Raw genomic sequence first — 17,276 nt, forward strand, 5'->3', positions numbered from 1 at the left:
CCGCTCTAGCGCCCGGCGCGCGGCTTCCAGGTCACGACGCGCCAGACATAGCCGATGACGATCATCACGGTCAGCGCGACGGCGGCCGGGCCGACATACCGGTCCAGCACCTCGAAGCGCGATCCCAGCAACAGCCCGGCATAGGCGAGGATCGCGTTCCAGATCGTGCTGCCCGCAAAGGTCCACACCAGGAAGCGCCATAGCGGCATCCGCGTCATGCCCGCGGGCAGCGAGATGATCGTGCGAAAGGCGGGCATGAAGCGGAAGACGAACACCACCCACTGCCCATGCTTGACGAAGAAGCGGTGCAGCCGCTCGACATCTTCCCATTCCATCGTCAGCCAGCGGCCGTGCCGGTCGACAAAGGGGCGGAAGCGTTCATAGCCGATATGGCGGCCGATATAATACCAGAAGTAGTTGCCGACCGTGGTGCCCAGCGTTCCCCACAGGATCAGCGGGATCATCGTCATGTCCCCGCGCGCCACCGCCATGCCGCCCAGCCCCATGATGACCTCGGACGGCACCGGCGGCACGATATTTTCCAGCGCCATCAGCAGGAAGATGCCGAAATAGCCGCCCCAGGCGATCAGGTTCAGGATGAAATCGGTCATGTGCTGGTAGGATTACCCGTTGGGAGGGGCGGGGGTTCCCGTTGAAAGCGCTTCCTCTCCCCCTTGGGGAGAGGGAAGGGGCCCGCTGCCGTAAGGCAGTGGGAAGGGTGAGGGGATGCCAAGCAGCACAGCACTGTTGGTCTGCCCCTCACCCTCCCACCGCTTCGCGGCGGGCCCCTCCCTCTCCCCGTAGGGGAGAGGGGGTTCAGGCCAGCTTGCGCTCGATCGCGTCCCAGATCAGGCCCGCGACATCGGTGCCGTCGAACCGTTCGATCGCGACGATGCCGGTGGGGGAGGTGACGTTGATTTCGGTCAACCATTCGCCGCCGATCACGTCGATGCCGACGAACAACAGGCCGCGGGCGCGCAGTTCGGGGCCGAGCGCTTCGCAGATTTCGCGTTCGCGCGCCGTGAGTTCGGTCTTTTCCGCCGATCCGCCGACCGCCAGGTTGGAACGGATCTCGCCCTCGCCGGGCAGGCGGTTGATCGCACCCGCCACCTCGCCATCGACCAGCACGATGCGCTTGTCGCCCTTGGCGACGGCCGGCAGGAATGCCTGGATCATGTGCGGCTCGCGCCATGTCTGGTTGAACACTTCGATCAGCGCCGACAGGTTGGCGCCGTCGCTGCCGACCTTGAAGATCGCCTTGCCGCCATTGCCGTGCAGCGGCTTCACCACGATCTCGCCATGCTCGGCCAGGAAGGCGCGTGCTTCCTCCAGCGAGCGGGTGACCAGCGTCGGCGGCATGAAGCGCGCATAATCGAGCACGAAGACCTTTTCGGGTGCGTTGCGGACCTGGACGGGGTCGTTCACCACCAGCGTCTTGTGCACGATCCGCTCCAGCAGGTGCGTGGCGGTGATATAGCCGAGGTCGAAGGGCGGGTCCTGCCGCATCAGCACCACGTCCGCCTCGTCGCCGAGGTCGAGCCTGACCGGTGCGTCGAAGTGGAAATGGTCGCCGGCCACCCGCTGCACGGTGACCGGATGCGCCTTTGTCCACAGCCGGCCGTCGGACCAGTTCAGGTCCCCGGCGGCGTAATGGAACAGCCGGTGGCCGCGCGCCTGCGCCGACAGCATCAGCGCGAAGGTGGAATCGCCCTCGATGTTGATCTGGTCGAGCGGGTCCATCTGGACGGCGACGTTGAGCGGCATGGTGATCCTTTCGGAAAGATGGTCGTCGCGGCATGTAGGGGGCGGCATCGGCCCTGTCATCCGGAGGGGCTCAGGGTTGCCAGGCATTCTCGATATGCTGCGGCCGGGTGCCGGGGGCGAGCAGGATGACGTCGATGCGGATATCGTCACCCGGCCCGGCATAGGTCGGTGCCAGCATTTCGGCCGCCGCGGCGACGCGGGACAGGCGGCGCTCGTCGATCGCAAAAGCGAGATCGTTGGCGGATTTGCGGGTCTTCACCTCGACGAATGCGACGACGGCCGCTTTTCGGGCGACGATGTCCACTTCCCCGGCCGGCGTGCGCACGCGGCGGGCGAGGATGCGCCAGCCCTTCAGCCGCAGCCACCAGCCGGCCAGACGTTCGCCGCGACGCCCGGCAGACTCGGCCGCGCGGCGGGCGGGAGAGGGCGTTCGCATCGGTTCAGCGGCGGCGCAGGAAGCTGATCGTGCCGCCGGCCACCAGCAGGGCCGCACCTGCCCCGGCCCGTCCGCGACGGCGCAGCAGCGCCAGGCCGCCAGTGACGAGCAGGGTCGGCACCAGCCCGCTTCTGGCGGGAACGACGCGGGTCAGCGCATAGCCCCGTGCCGCCTCGCGCATCGGCCCGGCGGGCTCGGCCTGTTTCGGGCCGGGATGCACCGCGGCGCTGCCGCTCGCCACCGTGTCGGCGGCATAGGCGTTGCGGTCGCCCATCGGGCGGGCTGCGCCGGTGGTGGTGTCCTCCGCCGTCTGCCGTTCCAGCTCGCAGTTCAGCTCGGCACCGAGCAGCAGGATATAGGCCGACAGATACAGCCAGGTGAGCAACACCACCGCCGCGCCCAGCGACCCGTAGGTCGCGTTGTAGCTCCCGAAATTGGCGACGTAGAAGCCGAAGCCGAGCGTCACCAGCAGCCAGATGAGCGCGGCGAGCAGCGATCCGGGCGTCAACCAGATCCAGCGCGCATGATCGCGGTCGGGCCCGAAGCGATACAGCGTCGCCGCCGCCGCGGCCGCGACGCCGGTCATGATCGCGTAGGACAGGATCTTGCCCAGAACCACCAGCACGGTCGGCAGATCGGGAAACAGGCTCTGCAACGCGCCCAGCGCGGTGATCGAGACGATGGCGAGCACCGCCAGCACCACGGCCCCGGCGGTGATCCCCAGCGCCAGCAGGTTGAGCGCGACGAAGCCGCGGCTTTCCTCCTCGTCATAGGCGATGTTGAGCGCGGTGATGACCGCGGTCGCGCCCTTCATCGCGCCGTATAGCGCGATGGCGAGCGCGATAAGGAGGCCGAACCCCTTCTTGCCGTCCGAACTGGTGACCAGATTGGCCAGTTGTTCGCCGATCAGCTGCGCGGCATCGGTCGGCATCACCTCCATCAGCGTGCGGACATTGTCGACCACCGTCTGCGGCGTCGCGAACAGGCCGTAGCTCAGCACCACCGCACCCAGCATCGGCACCAGGGCGAGGATCGCGCAAAAGGCGACGCCGGAGGCGATCAGGCTGATATTGTCGGTGCCCGCCTCGCGCCAGCTCCGCAGCAGCACGTCCTTCCACCCGCGCGGCGGCACCGCCCATGGGCTGGTCGCCCCGCGCCCGCGCGCATTCCGATCCGCTGTCGATCCTGGCATCGTCGTCCCCTTTGTCGGACATGCGAACCGGCGAGGGGGGCGGGTGTTCCTTATTCGGGCGCCTTCATCGCCATCGCGCGGGCATACAGGGCCTTGCGGTCCAGCCCAAAGCGCTTGGCCACCTCGCCCGCGGCCTTGGAGGCGGGCAGGCGGGTCAACGCCTCGGCCAGTGCGGTATCGGCATCCTCTGCGCTGGGCGGCGGCGCCTCGCCGGGGGGGGCGACAACGACGACGATCTCGCCCTTTGGACCGCCCTCCGCATAGCGCGCTGCCAGGGTGGACAGCGTGCCCGTCACCGCTTCCTCGAACCGCTTGGTGATCTCGCGCGTCACCGCCGCCTCGCGGTCCCCCAGCCCCACCGCGAGCGCCGCCAACGTCGCTGCCAGCCGCGGCCCGGACTCGTAAAATACCAGCGTCGCCCGGATGCCCGCGATTTCGGCGATGGCGTCGGCGCGCGCCTTTTCCTTGGGGGGCAGGAAGCCGCAGAACAGGAAGCGGTCGGTGGGCAGGCCCGCCAGGGTCAGCGCGGCGATGGCGGCGCAGGGGCCGGGGATCGTCACCACCGCATGGCCGGCGGCACGGGCATCGCGGACCAGCTTGTAGCCGGGGTCCGAGATCAGCGGCGTGCCCGCGTCCGACACCAGCGCCACCGCCTCCACGCCCATGCGCGCCACCAGTGCGGGGCGGACATGCTCGGCATTGTGATCGTGATAGGGCTGCATCGGCCGCTTCACGCCGATATGGCGGAGCAGGCCGGCGGTGACCCGGCTGTCCTCCACCGCGATGACGTCGGCGGCGGCCAGAATATTGGCGGCGCGCGGAGAAAGGTCACCGAGATTGCCGATCGGGGTGGCCACGATATACAGGCCGGGATCGAGTTTGGTCGTAGTGTTGGTCACAGGGGACGTCATGGCAGAGGCAGCAGCGCCAATACAACCGAAGCTTGCCATGAGGGCCGGGGGGGCGAAGCGGTGGATCGCGCTGGCGGCGGCCTGCCTGCTGGGGGCGTGTCAGACGCTGGTGCCGCGGGGGCCGGTGGAAGCGCCGCCACCGCGCGAGGCGACCCGGCCGGTCCAGGAAGCGCCGACGGTGGAGGCGGGCATCCCGCGCGACGTGGCACGCAACCGCGTCGCCCTGCTCGTGCCGCTGTCGGGCAGCAATGCCGGTGTCGGCCGTTCAATCGCGAACGCGACGATGCTGGCGCTGCTCGACACGCAGAACGACAAGGTGCGGATCACCAACTACGACACCGCCACCGGCGCCGCGGCGGCGGCACAGCGCGCGATCGCGGAGGGCGCGCAACTGATCCTGGGGCCGCTCCTGTCCGAAGACGTACGCGCGGTGGCGCCGATCGCACGCGCCGCGCGCGTGCCGGTGGTCAGCTTCTCGAACGACGCCGGTGTCGGAGGTAACGGCACCTATCTGATGGGCTATGCCCCCGGCCAGTCGATCGAACGCGTCGTCGCCTTTGCCCGGGAGCGCGGCGTGACCAGCTTTGCCGGGCTGGTGCCCAACGGCCTGTACGGGGAACGCGCATCGACCGCCTTCCTGCGCGCGGTCGAGGGTGCCGGCGGGCAGGTGGTGTCGTTGCAGCCCTATGGTCGCGTGGCCGGTGGCATTGCCGGTGCGGCGCAGCGGCTGACCGCCAAGGCGCCCTATGACGCGGTGCTGATCGCCGATGGCGGTGCCGCGGCGGCGGCGGCGGCGCCGGTCGTGAAGCGCGGGCCGGGGGCGAACACCCGCCTGCTCGGCACCGAATTGTGGAATTCGGAAAGCACGATCGCATCGCGCGCCCCGCTGAACGGTGCGTGGTTCGCCAGCGTGTCGAACAATCTGTACCGCCAATATGCCACCAAATACCGCGCCCGCTTCGGCGCGGCGCCGTACCGACTGTCCAGCCTCGGCTACGACTCGGTGCTGCTGACGGTGCGGATCGCGCGTGACTGGAAGGTCGGATCGCCCTTCCCGGAGGCGCGGCTGCGCGACCAGGACGGCTTTTCCGGCATCGACGGGGCATTCCGCTTCGGCCGCGACGGCGTGGCCGAACGCGCGCTGGAGGTGCAGGAGATTCGCGGCGGCACCACGGTAACGGTCTCGCCCGCGCCGACCGGCTTCGGGCGGTAGGTCAGGCCAGCACGACGTCTCGCAGGATCGCGTCGAGCAGCAGCGCGCCGGCCTCCGTCACGATCAGGCGGGGGCCGTCCCGGACGATCAGGCCGTGGGCGGACAGGCGGCGGACGGCGGCATCGTCGATCATCGCTGAGCCTTCCGCCAGCGCCTCGACGCGGGCAAGGTCGACGCCTTCGCGCAGGCGCAGGCCCATCACCAGCGCCTCGGTCGCGCGGGTGACGGGGGCGAGGTGATCCTCCACCTCGATGCCATGGCCGTTGCGATCGACCGCGGACAGCCAGTTCTCCGGCTTGCGACGGCGGCTGGTCGCATGGCCCGTGCGCCGTCCATGCGCGCCGGGGCCGATGCCGGCATAGTCGCCGTAGCGCCAGTAAGTGAGGTTGTGGCGGCTCTCCGCGCCGATGCGGGCGTGGTTGGACGTTTCATAGGCGGGGAGGCCGGCAGCGGCGGTCAGAGCGCGTGTCGCCTCGAACAGGTCGGCGGCGGCGTCGCCGTCGGGAATGGTGAGGCGGCCGGCGGCGGCCTCCGTGGCGAAGCGGGTGCCGGGTTCGATGGTGAGCTGGTAGAGGGACAGGTGTTCGGTCCCGAACGACAGCGCGCGGGCCAGCTCGGCCTGCCACGCGGCCAGCGATTGATCCGGGCGGGCATAAATCAGGTCGAAGCTGACGCGCGGGAAGGTCGCCTGTGCGGTGGCGAGCGCGCGCAACCCTTCATCCACGCCGTGCGCCCGGTCGAGGAAGCGCAGCGCCGCATCGTCAAGGGCCTGCAACCCCAGCGACACGCGGTTGACCCCGGCGGCGGCCAGATCGGCAAAGCGCGCCGCCTCGACCGAGGAAGGGTTCGCCTCCAGCGTGATCTCGATGTCCGGCGCAAAGCCCCAGGCGCGCTCGGCGGCGTCCAGGATCGCCGCGACGGTGGCCGGCGGCATCAGCGAGGGGGTGCCGCCGCCGAAGAAGATCGAACCCAGCCGCCGGCCCGGCAACGCCGCCACCTCATGCGCGAGATCGGCGAGCAGCGCATCCCGCCAGCGCGCCTGATCCACCGCTTCGCGGACATGGCTGTTGAAGTCGCAATAGGGACATTTGGAGACGCAGAAGGGCCAATGGACGTAAAGCGCGAGATCGGGGGACGTTGCGGCAGGCATGATGCGCGCCGATATGGCCGTGATGATCCCGTTACGCCACCCGCTGATCGCCGCCTTGTTGATGCTCGCGTCTTGCGCGCAAGGACCCGAACGCGTGGTCGAGCCGCGTCCCTCCACCGCGCCGGTCGCGCGTGGCGAGGGGCTGTTGCGGCGGGCGATGCTGGACGGGCAGAATGCAGCGCGCGGCGCGCTCGGCATCGCGCCGCTGGCATGGAGCGACACGCTGGCGAGAAGCGCGCGCGCCTATGCCGACGAGATGGCGCGCACCGGCCGCTTCCGCCATGCCGACCAGCCGCAGGGGCCGGGCCGCGAAGGCGAGAATCTGTGGACGGGGACGCGGGGCGCCTATGCCTATGACGAGATGGTCGGGCACTGGGTCGCCGAGAAGCGCGACTTCGTGAACGGCGTCACGCCCGATTCCAGCCGCACCGGGCGCTGGGAGGATGTCGGCCATTATGCGCAGATCGTTTGGCGGAACAGTCGGGAAGTCGGCTGTGCGATGGCGAGCAACGCGAAAGATGATTTTCTGGTGTGCCGGTATTCGCCCAGTGGCAATGTGGTGGGCGAGCGGGCGTATTGAGGCGTCCTCCCTCTCCCCGTGGGGGAGAGGGTCGGGGTGAGGGGGTGCCAGCAGTGCTTACGCCTCCCCTCAAAACATGATCAGAACACCGCCTTCACCAACTGGCGGAAGGCGTCGCCGCGGTGGCTGATCCCGCTTTTCGTGTCCGAATCCATTTCGGCAAAGGTCGTGTCATAGCCGTTGGGCCGGAACATCGGGTCATAGCCATGGCCCTGGGTGCCGCGTGGCGGCCACACCAGCGTGCCATCGACCCGCCCCTCGAACCATTCGACGTGCCCGTCCGGCCAGGCCAGCGCCAGCGCGCAGACGAAATGCGCGTCGCGCGGGGCATCCGGGGTTTCGCCCAGCCGATCCTCGACAAGCCGCATCGCCATGTCGAAATCCTTTTGCGGGCCACCCCAGCGCGCCGAAAAGATGCCGGGATCGCCGCCCAGCGCCTCGACGCACAGGCCGCTGTCGTCGGCCAGCGCGGGCAGGCCGGACAGGTCCGCCGCGGCCAGCGCCTTCAGCTCGGCATTGGCGACAAAGGTCGTGCCCGTCTCTTCCGGCTCCGGCAGGTCGAGATCGCCCGCCGAGACCGGCTCGACGCCGTAGGGCGCCAGCAGTTCGCGGATCTCGACGATCTTGCCCTTGTTATGGCTGGCGATCACCAGCTTGCCGGGGCCGAGCTTGCGGATCGCCTGCGGTTCGCGGCCCTCGCCGCTCATGCCGCAACCGCCTTTGCCTGTGCCGCGAAGATCTCGTTGCAGCCCATGCGCGCGAGGCGGAGCAGGCGGAGCAGCGCTTCCTCGTCATAGGTGGCATGTTCGGCGGTCGCCTGCACCTCGGCGATGTGGCCGTTCTCCAGCAGCACGAAATTGGCGTCCGCGTCGGCGGCCGAATCCTCGACATAGTCGAGGTCGAGGACGGGCGTGCCCTGATGGATGCCGCATGACACCGCGGCCACCTTCTGCCGGATCGGGTCGCTGGTCAGCTTGCCGTCGCGCAGCAGGGTGTCGACCGCCATGCGCAGTGCGATCCACGCGCCCGAGATGGAGGCGGTGCGCGTACCGCCGTCCGCCTGGATCACGTCGCAGTCGAGCACGATCTGCCGCTCGCCCAGCGCCTTCAGGTCGACCACCGAGCGGAGCGAACGGCCGATCAGCCGCTGGATCTCCTGCGTGCGGCCCGACTGCTTGCCCTTGGCCGCCTCTCGGCTGCCGCGGGTGTGGGTGGCGCGCGGCAGCATGCCATATTCGGCGGTCACCCAGCCTTCGCCCTTGCCGCGCAGGAAGGGGGGCACCCGCTCCTCGATCGAGGCGGTGACGAGCACCCTGGTGTCGCCGAACCCGATCAGCACCGACCCCTCGGCATGGCGGGTGAAACGGGGCTCGACGGTGATGGGACGCATCTGGTCTGGCGTGCGGCCGGAGGGGCGCATGGACGTTCCTTCATTCTGGATGTTTGTTGCCCGGTTAGCCTTCCGTTCGGGGGTGCGCCAGCCTAGATCACATCCATGGCCACCCCGCCGATCATCGAACTGAGTGCGCGCGCCCGCGACATCTTTCGCGTGGTGGTCGACAGCTATCTGGAAAGCGGCGTGCCGGTGGGGTCGAAGACGATCGCCCGGTCGGGGATCAACCTGTCGCCGGCCTCCATCCGCGGCGTGATGCAGGAACTGGAGGAGGTGGGGCTGCTCGCCGCGCCGCACACCTCCGCCGGGCGGATGCCGACCGAACAGGGCCTGCGCCTGTTCGTCGACGGCATGATGCACGTCCATGAACCGAGCGCGGAGGAACGCGCCGCGATCGAGGCGCGGGCGGGCACGCACGGGCCGGTCGAGGAAGCGCTGGCGGCGACCACCGCGATTCTGTCCGGCCTGTCGGCGTGTGCGGGTCTGGTGATGGTGCCCAAGCGCGAGGTGAAACTGCGCTCGATCGGGTTCGTGCCCCTGTCGCCGGTACAGGCGCTGGCGGTGCTGGTCAGCGAGGACGGATCGGTCGAGAACCGCGTGCTGCAGGTGCCCGGCGGCATGACCTCGTCTGCGCTGGTGGAGGCGGGCAATTTCATGACCGCGACGCTGGGCGGACTGACGCTGGCGGAGGCACAGGGGCGGCTGGAGCGCGAGCTGAAGGGCACACGCGCGGCGCTGGACGGTGCGGCGCGCGAACTGGTCGAACGCGGTCTTGCCGTGTGGAGCGAGGATGGCGAGCGGCGGCCGGTGCTGATCGTGCGCGGGCAGGGGCGGCTGATCGATGCCGCCGCCGCCGCCGATCTGGAACGGGTGCGCGATCTGCTCGACGATCTGGAGGGCAAGCAGGAAATCGCCAGCCTGCTCGATTCGGCGCGGGCGGGCGATTCGACCCGGATCTTCATCGGTGCGGAGAACAAGCTGTTCGCGCTGTCCGGCTCCTCGGTGATCGCGCGACCCTTTCGCGGGCTGGACGGGCAGGTGGTCGGCGTGGTGGGGGTGATCGGCCCCACGCGGTTGAACTATGCCCGCGTCGTGCCCATGGTGGATTTCACCGCGGCGACGCTTGCCCGACTGATGGGCTGACCCCGACTTGTGCGTACAGGGAATATGATGAACGAGAACGAGACCAAGCAGCCGGAAACGCAGGATCTGCGCGAGGAAACGGCCGAGGCCGCGCCCGAAGTGGCGGAGCATGACGCGCTGGGAAGCTTGCGCGAGCAACTGGCCGAGGCGCAGCAGCAGACGCTCTATGCCCGCGCCGAGGTGCAGAATATCCGCCGTCGCGCCGAAAAGGACGTGTCGGACGCACGCGCCTATGCATCCACCAATTTCGCGCGCGATATCCTGTCGGTGGCGGACAATCTGGGCCGCGCGCTGCAGGCGATCCCCGCCGACCTGCGCGAGGATGACAAGATGAAGGGCCTTGTCGCGGGGCTGGAGGCGACGGGCCGCGAGCTGGACAGCGTGCTGGGCCGCCACGGCATCACCAAGATCGCCGCGATGGGCGAGACGCTGGACCCCAACCGCCACCAGGCGATGCTGGAAATGCCCTCGGACGCGGCGCCCGGCACGATCGTGCAGGAAATGCAGTCGGGCTATATGATCAAGGATCGCCTGCTCCGCCCGGCACTGGTCGCGGTCGCCAAGAAGCCGGACTGATCGATCCATCGCTGCGCCCTCTCCCTCGGCGGGGGAGAGGGTTGGCAAGGGCGATCCTTGCGCTACACCCCTGCCCATGAACGACAATCTTTGCGCCGACCGGCCGACCTTCGTTACCCATCTCGAATGCTCGATGACCGGCGAGCGCTACGAGGCGGACCGGCTTCATGGCCTGTCGCAGGCGGGGCGCCCGCTGCTCGTCCGCTATGACCTGGATGCGGTGAAGGCGGCGCTGGCGAAGGACGCGCTGGCTGCTCGCGAAACCGATCTGTGGCGCTGGCGCGAACTGCTGCCTGTCCGTCGTACCGAAAACATCGTCAGCCTGGGCGAGATCGAGACGCCGCTGATCCCGGTGCCCCGTTCGGGTGGCGCCAACGTGCTGGTCAAGGACGAGGGGCGCCTGCCCACCGGCAGCTTCAAGGCGCGCGGCCTCGTCATGGCGGTGGCGATGGCCAAGGAACTGGGCGTCACCCGCATCGCCATGCCGACCAACGGCAATGCCGGCGCGGCGCTTGCCGCCTATGCCAGCCGCTGCGGGATCGAGACCATCGTCTTCTGCCCCGAAGACACGCCGGAAGTGAACGTGCGGGAAATCGCGGTGCAGGGTGCGCGCGTCTGGCGGGTGAACGGCCTGATCGACGATTGCGGCGCGATCGTGGGGAAGGGCGCGGCGGAGGGGCGGTGGTTCGACCTGTCGACGCTGAAGGAGCCGTACCGGATCGAGGGCAAGAAGACGATGGGGCTGGAACTGGCCGCGCAGGGCGGCTGGCGGCTGCCCGATGCGATCTTCTACCCCACCGGCGGCGGCACCGGCCTGATCGGCATGTGGAAGGCGTTCGACGAGCTGGAAAAGCTCGGCTGGATCGGACCGGAGCGGCCGCGCATGTACGCGGTGCAGGCATCGGGCTGCGCGCCGATCGTCAAGGCGTTCGACGACGGCGTCGAGCATGCCGAACGCTGGGAGAATGCCCATACCGTCGCCGCCGGCATCCGGGTGCCGCGCGCGGTGGGCGATTTCCTGATCCTGCGCGCCGTGCGCGAATCGGGCGGCAAGGCGCTGGCGGTGGACGATGCCGATACGCTGCGCGCGGTGGCGGACTGCGCACGCGACGATGGCCTGTTGCTGTGTCCGGAGGGGGGCGCGACCTTGGCGGCGTACCGAAATGCGCTAGCGACGGGCGAGGTGGATGCGGGTGAGCGCGTCGTGCTGTTCAACTGCGCGACCGGCCTGAAATACCCGATGCCGGAAGCGCCGAACTGGCTGACCGTACCGCGCCGATCGACTTCGACGCGCTGTGACGGCTAGCGCCGGCCGATGGGAAAGGGGACCAGCGTCTCATATTGCGCAAGGCCGGGGGCGCCGGGCACCCGGCCCCCGTGCGCTAGCAGAAAGGCGTGGCGCACGATTTCCGCCTGTTGCTCCAGCCCGTAGCGGCGAAAGGGCTGGCCGGGCTTCAGCGCATAGCCGTACCGGCAGAAAGGGTGACGCGCGAGCGGCAGGCAGATGCCCTGCTGATGCTGCCAGATGTGCACCATCTCGTGGATGAACAGCCCTTGCTCGTGCAGCGGACAGGCGCCGAAATCCTCGCGCCACAGGCCGCCCTTGGGGTGGAAATGGATGCAGCCGCGCGGGGCCATCACCGTATTGCGCGGCTGGAAGAAGGCCCATTTGGTCGGCGACAGGCCGACCGCGTCATAATCGATCGTGTCGCCAAAGACGCTGCGCGCCAGCGCGGTTTCGGCGGGGGTCAGGGTACGTCGCTGCATCGCCCATACAGGTGGGACGGCGGCGGGCACTTGCAAAGCCCTAGTTGCCGAGCAGCTTCATCACGTCCTGCTGGCTTTGATTGGCCTGGGCGAGCATCGAGGCGGAGGCCTGTTTCAGGATCTGCGCGCGGGCGAGGTTGACCGTCTCGACCGAGAAATCCGCATCTTCGATCCGCGAGCGCGCGTCGGACAGGTTGGTGGTGTTGGTGGTCAGGTTGTTCACCACCGATTCCAGCCGGTTCGCGGTGGCACCGATGCCGGCGCGGACATTGGCGACGCGGTCCAGCATTTCGTCCATGCGGTTCATCGTGTTTTCGGCGCGGTAGCGATTGGTGACCTTTAATTCTTCCGTGAGGCTGAGGGTCACGTATTCGGTGTCTCCCGCCCAAGTATTATTCACAGGATCGTACCATTGGTCGCCACGCTGGGGATAAACAGTTGTTCCAATCTGATCCTGCGTCACCGTGACACCGCTACGCTTTGCGCCTGACACATAATCGTCAAAGGTGATGAGGTGCTGGTCGACAGGTCCGTTTTGCCAGTAAGGCCAGTCGCGAACCGGCTGCATGTCGTTCGGCGTGGATCGCAGAAACGTCGTTTGAATGCCACCGATCTGAATGTCGATCAGGTCGCCGGCATTGGCACCGGCCTGCACCGTTACTTTGCTGCCGGCACCACTGTTGAATAATGATACGCCATTGAATTGCGTGTTGGAGAGTACCGTCTCGATTTGCTTCGTCAGTGCCGTCACCTCGACCTGCAACGCCGCGCGGTCGTTGTCGCTATAGGTACCCGACGCCGCCTGCACCGCCAGCTCGCGGATGCGCTGCGCCATGCTGGTCACCTCGCCCAGCGCGCCGTCCGCGGTCTGGACCAGCGAGGTACCGTCGATCGCGTTACGCATGCCCTGGCGCATGCCCATGATCTGCGCGGTCATGGTCGAGGCGATGGCGAGGCCGGCGGCGTCGTCCTTGGCCGAATTGATCCGCTTGCCCGTCGACAGCCGGTTCATCGCGGTGTCGAGGCACGTCTCCGCCAACCGCGATGCACCCAGCGCGCGCAGGGCCGCACCGTTGGTGTTGATGACCGTCATGACCCCGAATCCTCCCGCCGGCCTCCCATTTCCGACGGGAGATCATGCGGTTGGGCCGCAACGACGGCCTATCCGGGCTTTTTCCGGATATGCTTAACGCGCGATTAGCTATCTGCCGGGCGGGGTGCGCCTGCGGCGATCACCTTGGCGCCGGTCACGATGCGGCGGCCATCGGAGAAGCTCAGCGTCAGGGTGATGTAGCGTCCGGGCTTCACGCCCGGATTGACGTCGAACAGCATGACGTGCCGCCCACCGGGAGCGAACACCACATCGCTATGCGCCGGGATCGGCACCGAGGCGATCGGGCGCATGCCGTTCGCCATGCTTTCGTGCATTTCCGAGCGGATCGCGACATCGGTGGTCACGTTGATCAGCGTCTTGCGCTCCGGCCCGCCATGCACGGTGAAATAGGCCGCGGCCGGTCGGCCCGGTACCGCACCGAGGCGCGCCCACGCGTCGCCGGCCTCCACCGTGGTGCGCGCCGTGTCGCAGGAGGGCAGCGCGGCGAGCGCCAGCACCGTCCAAACAATGCCCAAACCGGTGCGCAACGCCCGTCTCTCCCGTGCCGTTCCGAAAATCGTCCACATCCCTATGACGCCGTCAATCTTGCGGCAAGCATTGGCCCACCTATATCCGCCCCATCAACGCAACGGTTGCGCCGCCGTAACGGGGCGCGGCCGGGGCATTTCTTAGAGAGTGTGAGGGGCTATCAGGACTCATGGCTAAAGTTATCGGTATCGATCTGGGCACCACGAACAGCTGCGTTTCGGTCATGGAAGGCGGCAAGCCCAAGGTGATCGAAAATGCGGAAGGCGCGCGTACGACGCCGTCGATCGTCGCCTTCGCCAAGGATGGCGAGCGACTGGTCGGCCAGCCGGCCAAGCGCCAGGCGGTGACGAACGGCGACAACACCATCTTCGCGGTGAAGCGCCTGATCGGCCGCCGCTTCGACGATCCGATCACCAAGAAGGACACCGAGCTGGTGCCCTATAAGATCGCGCGCGGCCCCAATGGCGACGCCTGGGTCTCGGCCGGCGGCAAAGATTACAGCCCGTCGCAGATCAGCGCCTTCACCCTTCAGAAGATGAAGGAAACCGCCGAATCCTACCTGGGTGAGACGGTGACGCAGGCGGTGATCACCGTGCCGGCCTATTTCAACGACGCACAGCGTCAGGCGACCAAGGACGCCGGCCAGATCGCCGGCCTTGAAGTGCTGCGCATCATCAACGAGCCGACGGCGGCCGCGCTTGCCTATGGCCTGGAGAAGCAGGACGGCAAGACGATCGCGGTCTACGACCTTGGCGGCGGCACTTTCGACGTGTCGATCCTCGAGATCGGCGACGGCGTGTTCGAGGTGAAGGCCACCAATGGCGACACCTTCCTGGGCGGCGAGGATTTCGACAACAAGCTGGTCGAATATCTGGCCGAGGGCTTCAAGAAGGACGAGGGCATCGACCTCGCCAAGGACAAGCTCGCGCTTCAGCGCCTGAAGGAAGCGGCTGAAAAGGCGAAGATCGAGCTGTCGTCGGCGGCCTCGACCGAGGTCAACCTGCCCTTCATCACTGCCGATCAGAACGGGCCGAAGCATCTGGTCAAGACGATCACGCGCGCCGATCTGGAGCGTCTGGTCGACGACCTGATCAAGCGCACGATCGAGCCGATGAAGAAGGCGCTGGCCGATGCGGGCGTCAAGACCGACGACATCAGCGAAGTGGTGCTGGTCGGCGGCATGACCCGCATGCCCAAGGTCCGCGAGGCGGTGAAGAACTTCTTCGGCAAGGATCCGCACACCGGCGTGAACCCGGACGAGGTCGTGGCGATGGGTGCCGCGATCCAGGCCGGCGTGCTGCAGGGCGATGTGAAGGACGTGCTGCTGCTCGACGTGACCCCGCTGTCGCTGGGTATCGAGACGCTGGGCGGCATCATGACCAAGATGATCGACCGCAACACCACGATCCCGACCAAGAAGAGCCAGGTCTACTCCACCGCGGACGACAACCAGGGCGCGGTCACCATCCGCGTGTTCCAGGGCGAGCGCGAGATGGCGCAGGACAACAAGCTGCTGGGCCAGTTCGATCTGGTCGGCATCCCGCCGGCGCCGCGCGGCGTGCCGCAGATCGAGGTCACCTTCGACATCGACGCCAACGGCATCGTCAACGTGTCCGCCAAGGACAAGGGCACCGGCAAGGAGCAGCAGATCCGCATCCAGGCGAGCGGAGGCCTGTCGGACAACGACATCGAGCAGATGGTGCGCGATGCCGAGCAGTTTGCCGAGGAGGACAAGAAGCGCCGTGCGGCAGCGGAGGCGAAGAACAACGCCGAATCGCTGATCCACACCACCGAGCGCGAGCTTGCCGAAAATGGCGACAAGGTGGACGACGCCCTGAAGTCGGAAATCGAGGCAGCCATCGCCGAGACCAAGTCGGCGGTCGAATCGGACGATGCCGACCGCATGACCGAAAAGGCCCAGGCGCTGGCCCAGGTCGCGATGAAGCTCGGCCAGGCGATCTACGAGAAGCAGGCGCAGGCCGACGCTTCGCCCGCTGCCGGTGCCGATGCGCCCAAGCAGGACGACGTGGTCGATGCCGAATTCTCGGAAGTCGACGACACCAAGGCCTAAGGGCATGACCCCGTCCCGTCCCGCCGGTGCGCATGCCCGGGGGACGGGGCCCACGGGGCGGGGACGAGCATGAGCACGACGATCGATTATTACGAACTGCTCGAATGCGAGCGGACTGCGGACGACGCGACGATCAAGTCGCGGTATCGCAAGCTGGCGATGCAATATCACCCGGATCGCAACGCCGGGTGCAAGGATTCCGAGGCCAAGTTCAAGGCGATCAGCGAAGCCTATGACTGTCTGAAGGACCCGCAGAAGCGCGCGGCCTATGACCGGTACGGCCATGCCGCCTTTCAGCAGGGCGGCGGCGGTGGTGGCGGTGCCCAGGATTTCGGCGGCTTTTCCGACATCTTCGAAAGCGTCTTCGGCGAATTCATGGGCGGCGGACGTGGCGGCGGGCGGCAATCCGCGCGGCGCGGTGCGGACCTGCGCTACGACATGGAAATCAGCCTGGAAGAGGCGTTCCATGGCAAGGATACGGAGATCACCGTCGACGTGTCGGCGGCGTGTGACACCTGCCACGGCACCGGTGCGAAGCCGGGAACCAGCGCGCGCACCTGTCAGCACTGCAACGGGCACGGCAAGGTACGGGCACAGCAGGGCTTCTTCGTGGTCGAGCGCGCATGCCCGGTCTGCCAAGGTGCGGGCCAGGTCATCGCCGACCCTTGCGCCGATTGTCGCGGCGATGGCCGGATCGAGAAGACCAAGACGCTGTCGGTGAACGTACCGCCCGGCGTGGACGAGGGTACGCGCATCCGCCTGTCGGGCGAAGGCGAGGCCGGGGCGCGGGGCGCACCGCCGGGGGATCTCTACATCTTCCTGCACGTCAAGCGGCATGCGCTGTTCGAACGCGAGGGGACGACGCTGTTCGCCCGCGCGCCAATAAGCTTCACCACCGCAGCGCTTGGCGGATCGCTGTCGATTCCCGGGCTCGATGGCCGCACGCACGAGATCAAGATTCCGGCAGGCATCCAGTCGGGCAAGCAACTGCGCCAGCGCGGCGCCGGCATGCCCGTGCTGCAAGGTCGCGGGCAGGGCGATCTGGTCGTGCAGATCGAGGTAGAGACGCCGACCAAGCTGTCGACGCGCCAGCGCGAGTTGCTGGAGCTGTTCCGGGAAACGGAAACCGGTGAGGAATGCCCCGAAAGCCAGGGTTTCTTCACCAAGCTGAAAAACGTGTTTGCGGGCGAGTGACGCTACGGAAAGCGGGATCGTTGACGGTTTTTCTGTCGGCTTTCCCGCTTCATCCCACCGGAAATGACCGATAATTTCCGTCCGTGATGGCTGAGTTTCCATTTTTGCACTGTTCAGGCGCAAGTGGACGCGCCATCAGAGGCGCGTCCCGCCCCCCAGCGGGACCAAGGCACACGATTCTCCCATCTGGTGTGTCGCTCCGCTCGGCTACCTCCCTAACATAGCTGAGCGGAGCACCCGGGAG

At 67.7% G+C, this 17,276-nt stretch carries 17 protein-coding genes and 1 pseudogene; 7 read left to right on the plus strand and 11 right to left on the minus strand.

What is annotated here, in order from left to right; genetic code table 11:
• Positions 1 to 5: 5 nt before the first annotated feature.
• The 5 genes from GQR91_RS08115 to rsmI all read right to left on the minus strand — a co-directional run bounded on the left by GQR91_RS08115 (position 6) and on the right by rsmI (position 4,303).
• On the minus strand, positions 6 to 611 hold the full coding sequence (locus tag GQR91_RS08115; protein WP_149682150.1) for a DedA family protein: 606 nt from the start codon (positions 609 to 611) through the stop codon (positions 6 to 8).
• A gap of 205 nt (positions 612 to 816) precedes the next feature.
• Complete coding sequence (gene gshB / locus GQR91_RS08120; protein ID WP_149682149.1) at positions 817 to 1,764, minus strand: glutathione synthase; 948 nt, start codon at positions 1,762 to 1,764, stop codon at positions 817 to 819.
• Between the two features lie 70 nt (positions 1,765 to 1,834).
• Positions 1,835 to 2,200 (minus strand): YraN family protein, encoded by a 366-nt coding sequence (locus GQR91_RS08125; RefSeq protein ID WP_149682148.1) that lies wholly within the window; start codon positions 2,198 to 2,200, stop codon positions 1,835 to 1,837.
• A 4-nt stretch (positions 2,201 to 2,204) separates the two neighbouring features.
• Positions 2,205 to 3,392, minus strand: coding sequence for a YihY/virulence factor BrkB family protein (locus GQR91_RS08130; RefSeq protein WP_149682147.1), 1,188 nt, complete (start codon positions 3,390 to 3,392; stop codon positions 2,205 to 2,207).
• Between the two features lie 50 nt (positions 3,393 to 3,442).
• Positions 3,443 to 4,303 carry a 16S rRNA (cytidine(1402)-2'-O)-methyltransferase gene (gene rsmI / locus GQR91_RS08135; RefSeq protein WP_149682146.1) on the minus strand — a complete coding sequence of 287 codons (861 nt, stop codon included), beginning with the start codon at positions 4,301 to 4,303 and terminating at the stop codon, positions 3,443 to 3,445.
• A gap of 37 nt (positions 4,304 to 4,340) precedes the next feature.
• On the opposite strand from rsmI, the gene GQR91_RS08140 reads away from it, so the two are divergent.
• Entirely contained in the window at positions 4,341 to 5,516 is a 1,176-nt protein-coding gene (locus GQR91_RS08140; protein WP_235903992.1) for a penicillin-binding protein activator, read from the plus strand.
• Between the two features lies 1 nt (position 5,517).
• On the opposite strand, the gene hemW is transcribed toward GQR91_RS08140, so the two are convergent.
• Complete coding sequence (gene hemW, locus GQR91_RS08145; protein ID WP_149682144.1) at positions 5,518 to 6,666, minus strand: radical SAM family heme chaperone HemW; 1,149 nt, start codon at positions 6,664 to 6,666, stop codon at positions 5,518 to 5,520.
• Between hemW and GQR91_RS08150 the strand changes: the two genes are divergently transcribed.
• Positions 6,665 to 7,246 (plus strand): CAP domain-containing protein, encoded by a 582-nt coding sequence (locus tag GQR91_RS08150; protein WP_235903991.1) that lies wholly within the window; start codon positions 6,665 to 6,667, stop codon positions 7,244 to 7,246. The two genes, hemW and GQR91_RS08150, sit on opposite strands and share 2 nt — an antisense overlap.
• Positions 7,247 to 7,326: 80 nt before the next feature.
• On the opposite strand, the gene rdgB is transcribed toward GQR91_RS08150, so the two are convergent.
• Positions 7,327 to 7,953: an RdgB/HAM1 family non-canonical purine NTP pyrophosphatase gene (rdgB, locus tag GQR91_RS08155; protein ID WP_149682142.1), complete on the minus strand. Its 627-nt coding sequence runs from the start codon at positions 7,951 to 7,953 to the stop codon at positions 7,327 to 7,329.
• Positions 7,950 to 8,666 (minus strand): ribonuclease PH, encoded by a 717-nt coding sequence (gene rph, locus GQR91_RS08160; protein WP_149682141.1) that lies wholly within the window; start codon positions 8,664 to 8,666, stop codon positions 7,950 to 7,952. The genes rdgB and rph overlap by 4 nt, the downstream gene beginning before the upstream one ends.
• 75 nt (positions 8,667 to 8,741) lie before the next feature.
• Here rph and hrcA point away from each other — a divergent pair, with 75 nt between their 5' ends.
• The 3 genes and pseudogenes from hrcA (at position 8,742) to GQR91_RS08175 (ending at position 11,657) form a co-directional block, all read left to right on the plus strand.
• Positions 8,742 to 9,782, plus strand: a complete 1,041-nt coding sequence (hrcA, locus tag GQR91_RS08165; protein ID WP_149682140.1) for a heat-inducible transcriptional repressor HrcA — start codon at positions 8,742 to 8,744, stop codon at positions 9,780 to 9,782.
• Positions 9,783 to 9,809: 27 nt separating this feature from the next.
• Positions 9,810 to 10,358 (plus strand): nucleotide exchange factor GrpE, encoded by a 549-nt coding sequence (grpE, locus tag GQR91_RS08170; RefSeq protein ID WP_112382281.1) that lies wholly within the window; start codon positions 9,810 to 9,812, stop codon positions 10,356 to 10,358.
• A gap of 76 nt (positions 10,359 to 10,434) precedes the next feature.
• Positions 10,435 to 11,657 (plus strand): annotated as a pseudogene (locus GQR91_RS08175) (threonine synthase).
• 3 nt (positions 11,658 to 11,660) lie between these two features.
• Here GQR91_RS08175 and GQR91_RS08180 read toward each other — a convergent pair.
• From GQR91_RS08180 to GQR91_RS08190, 3 genes are all read right to left on the minus strand, one after another.
• Positions 11,661 to 12,125, minus strand: a complete 465-nt coding sequence (locus tag GQR91_RS08180) for a vgr related protein (protein WP_149682138.1) — start codon at positions 12,123 to 12,125, stop codon at positions 11,661 to 11,663.
• 40 nt (positions 12,126 to 12,165) lie between these two features.
• Positions 12,166 to 13,218 carry a flagellin N-terminal helical domain-containing protein gene (locus GQR91_RS08185; RefSeq protein ID WP_149682137.1) on the minus strand — a complete coding sequence of 351 codons (1,053 nt, stop codon included), beginning with the start codon at positions 13,216 to 13,218 and terminating at the stop codon, positions 12,166 to 12,168.
• Between the two features lie 104 nt (positions 13,219 to 13,322).
• Entirely contained in the window at positions 13,323 to 13,766 is a 444-nt protein-coding gene (locus GQR91_RS08190) for a copper chaperone PCu(A)C (RefSeq protein WP_235903990.1), read from the minus strand.
• Between the two features lie 170 nt (positions 13,767 to 13,936).
• On the opposite strand from GQR91_RS08190, the gene dnaK reads away from it, so the two are divergent.
• Both dnaK and dnaJ read left to right on the plus strand, forming a co-directional pair.
• On the plus strand, positions 13,937 to 15,838 hold the full coding sequence (dnaK, locus tag GQR91_RS08195; RefSeq protein WP_149682135.1) for a molecular chaperone DnaK: 1,902 nt from the start codon (positions 13,937 to 13,939) through the stop codon (positions 15,836 to 15,838).
• A gap of 69 nt (positions 15,839 to 15,907) precedes the next feature.
• Entirely contained in the window at positions 15,908 to 17,032 is a 1,125-nt protein-coding gene (dnaJ, locus tag GQR91_RS08200; protein ID WP_112382096.1) for a molecular chaperone DnaJ, read from the plus strand.
• The last annotated feature ends 244 nt before the right edge of the window (positions 17,033 to 17,276 follow it).

The sequence above is a fragment of the Sphingomonas carotinifaciens genome, from assembly GCF_009789535.1.
Taxonomy (GTDB): Bacteria; Pseudomonadota; Alphaproteobacteria; order Sphingomonadales; family Sphingomonadaceae; genus Sphingomonas; species Sphingomonas carotinifaciens.

Bases quoted from the DNA above. Each gene is read 5' to 3' on its own strand.
- rsmI (WP_149682146.1), bottom strand. From the start codon at position 4,303: ATGACGTCCCCTGTGACCAACACTACGACCAAACTCGATCCCGGCCTG.
- GQR91_RS08180 (WP_149682138.1), bottom strand. From the start codon at position 12,125: ATGCAGCGACGTACCCTGACCCCCGCCGAAACCGCGCTGGCGCGCAGC.
- rdgB (WP_149682142.1), bottom strand. From the start codon at position 7,953: ATGAGCGGCGAGGGCCGCGAACCGCAGGCGATCCGCAAGCTCGGCCCC.
- GQR91_RS08185 (WP_149682137.1), bottom strand. From the start codon at position 13,218: ATGACGGTCATCAACACCAACGGTGCGGCCCTGCGCGCGCTGGGTGCA.
- gshB (WP_149682149.1), bottom strand. From the start codon at position 1,764: ATGCCGCTCAACGTCGCCGTCCAGATGGACCCGCTCGACCAGATCAAC.
- dnaK (WP_149682135.1), top strand. From the start codon at position 13,937: ATGGCTAAAGTTATCGGTATCGATCTGGGCACCACGAACAGCTGCGTT.
- rph (WP_149682141.1), bottom strand. From the start codon at position 8,666: ATGCGCCCCTCCGGCCGCACGCCAGACCAGATGCGTCCCATCACCGTC.
- hrcA (WP_149682140.1), top strand. From the start codon at position 8,742: ATGGCCACCCCGCCGATCATCGAACTGAGTGCGCGCGCCCGCGACATC.
- GQR91_RS08130 (WP_149682147.1), bottom strand. From the start codon at position 3,392: ATGCCAGGATCGACAGCGGATCGGAATGCGCGCGGGCGCGGGGCGACC.
- dnaJ (WP_112382096.1), top strand. From the start codon at position 15,908: ATGAGCACGACGATCGATTATTACGAACTGCTCGAATGCGAGCGGACT.
- GQR91_RS08150 (WP_235903991.1), top strand. From the start codon at position 6,665: ATGATGCGCGCCGATATGGCCGTGATGATCCCGTTACGCCACCCGCTG.
- grpE (WP_112382281.1), top strand. From the start codon at position 9,810: ATGAACGAGAACGAGACCAAGCAGCCGGAAACGCAGGATCTGCGCGAG.
- hemW (WP_149682144.1), bottom strand. From the start codon at position 6,666: ATGCCTGCCGCAACGTCCCCCGATCTCGCGCTTTACGTCCATTGGCCC.
- GQR91_RS08115 (WP_149682150.1), bottom strand. From the start codon at position 611: ATGACCGATTTCATCCTGAACCTGATCGCCTGGGGCGGCTATTTCGGC.
- GQR91_RS08125 (WP_149682148.1), bottom strand. From the start codon at position 2,200: ATGCGAACGCCCTCTCCCGCCCGCCGCGCGGCCGAGTCTGCCGGGCGT.
- GQR91_RS08140 (WP_235903992.1), top strand. From the start codon at position 4,341: ATGAGGGCCGGGGGGGCGAAGCGGTGGATCGCGCTGGCGGCGGCCTGC.